Source organism: Phaeobacter sp. CAU 1743, from assembly GCF_039839315.1.
GTDB lineage: Bacteria > Pseudomonadota > Alphaproteobacteria > Rhodobacterales > Rhodobacteraceae > Phycobacter > Phycobacter gallaeciensis_A.
On record NZ_JBDOQR010000168.1, the window covers coordinates 1 to 2405 of the forward strand.

The 2405-nt window shown below is 56.4% G+C and carries 1 protein-coding gene; it reads left to right on the forward strand.

Annotated elements, in window-relative coordinates; translation table 11 throughout:
* Positions 1 to 282: 282 nt before the first annotated feature.
* Positions 283 to 2019, forward strand: coding sequence for a hypothetical protein (locus AAFO90_RS24645; protein ID WP_347511158.1), 1737 nt, complete (start codon positions 283 to 285; stop codon positions 2017 to 2019).
* The last annotated feature ends 386 nt before the right edge of the window (positions 2020 to 2405 follow it).

Below are 2405 nucleotides of genomic sequence, written 5' to 3' on the forward strand. Positions count from 1 at the left end.
CTCACGGGCATGCTGGCTGCGGGTGAGTTCGGTCCAGGCCATCGTGGTCTCCGTTCAGTGTCGTACCCGAACAGAAACACAACCTCCTGAACTCACTCAATTAGTTTCAAATCGGGCTCTAAGGCCGACATGGCCTATGGAAAGCTTGGTCATGTTCAGGGCGAAAAGGTGCAGGGCGTTCACTTTTGTTGACGTACTCAGGTTTCGATACCATACTTTTTGCAATGTAGACAGGCGTTTTAGGCAGAGGTTAGCGTTTGGCAAATGACGACAGGAGCACTTATGAACAATGTGGTAGTTCCCCCCGATCCAGAAGATTATTCTCGGGAAAACGCCCATTTCCCGGGCGTCTTGAAAGACGTCGATGGAGAACCTGACGAATACGCCTATGCGTCTAACTCTATCCTGTCCCTTGGTCAGAATTTTGACCCCTCGAATATTACCAAGACTAAGCTCCCGGCGATCACCTTTCTGCCATACTATCGGGAGAACACCTCTACGAGCGCGCAGCTAGACGCCTATTTCGTGCGCAATCGGCGCGAACTGGAGCTTACAATCGGTATCTCTGGTCACGCCGAGGCGCGAGCGCTTGGTGGATCCGGGCGGACCGATTACTCTTTCGACAATACGACCAAATTCACCCGCGATAGCGTGACCGTGATGGTTCACGCCAGCGCGATTTACGGCAGACGTACGTTTGACCCCAACAAGGCCCCGGCTCTGAACGATGACGCTGCCGCCTTGTTGCAGGAAAGCCAACAAGCATTCGCAAAGCGTTACGGCTCGCGCTACATAGGGCAGGAGCTTTATGGTGCAATGCTGGCGGTGGCGATCACCGTCGATGGTCTCGATTTCTCAACCAAGACTGATTTCATGTCGCAATCTTTCGGGAAGGGAAGTTGGGGCAGCCTTGGCGGCGAGGCGAAGGCGAAGTTCACGGCGATGCTAAGAATTGCCAGCAAGCAGGCACGCGTTTCGGTCACCGCACGTTCCGTGGGCGGCACGGGCATTGCGGGGCTCGGGCAGGTGCTTTCAGGTGACATTGCCTCTTCGGAGAACCCGCTCGACGCGGTTCTGAACCGATGTCGGGACACCCTTCAAACGTTCACCAAGGACAACGCCGCGCCCATTCGTTACAAGGCAGCGTCCATGCAGGACTTTAACTGGAATCCAGATGCCTTTCCAGGTTGGCCGGATGCGAAAGAGGAAGCGATTCAGAAACTGGCCGACGATTTCCATTCCTGTGAAAAGGATCTCGACGTCGTCCAACAGTATGAAAGTGGTGTCGGGATTTACCCTCGCCTCATGCCGAACCAGATAGAATGGGCAATCCCGGGGGCTGATACGGCGGCCGAGGCACGTGCGATCATTGAACGCTATAGAACCGCGCTGCTCGAAAGGCATGCGGAGTGTCTCAGCGGCAATGAAGACAGTCAGTGCTCTCTACCGGACGGGCGATATGCGGAATGGAACTCGGAGAAGCAATTTCTGCATGAGGACTTTGCACATCGCGCTCGGCCACCAGTTGTCCAGCTCGAAGTGATCGCATGGAAAGACAACGAGCCCCTAGCCTACCTCGACGGCGTGCAGTCCTCCGCCGTGTTAAAAAGTGCTCCCTCTGCGCGGCTTAACGCGGTGCGGGCTTTCGCGCCGGAAGCGGACCATTATTCTGTCAACTTTTCCTACGGCGGCGCCCATCTCGTGTCCTACACTTGGGTAACCCGCTGGAGCGACGGTACCGTACAGGAGAAGCCGGGACGCGGCACGCTGGGATGGTACACGGTTCCGTTCGACGGCAGCAATGTGGATTCTTCCGACTTTGAGCGTAAGACACTCGCCTGGCTCGGCAGTCATCATGGCAACTGGACGGTCCACCAAAGCCTGAAGTTTGTCGATCGCGCCAGCCGTACGTTCGATGTGCAGTTCCTCGAGGCGGCGTTCACCGCAAACGGTTCCGGCATCACCGACGGCACGGTTGAATTCCTTGCCACAAACGCGCAGGTTTCCTGGCGATTCTGAGCCAGTCGAAATGAAAAGGCCGCCCGGGTTGGCGGACGGCCTCGATAGCCCCCAAGGGGCAGGAATGCTTACGCGTTCAGAGCGGATTTCGCCTGGTCGATGATGGTGCCGAAGGCTTCGGGCTCGTGCACGGCGAGGTCGGCCACTCCTCAACTTGGCAATAATGAGCACACATTGGTTGAAAACGTGTTGGCGGTTGAGACCACCATTTTTGACCGCGGCGCCCGAAAGCGGTCTTTGCGACATCTTCGGTGATTGGCCCCCAACTTCGACACTTCGCGATGGATTTGAGCCCGGTTTGGCAATGCGGACTTCAATGAAATAAGGGCTTTCCGTGTGTGGAGGGTCAGATTTTGGCGAGAATCCTGTTGTGGCACGTTATGGCG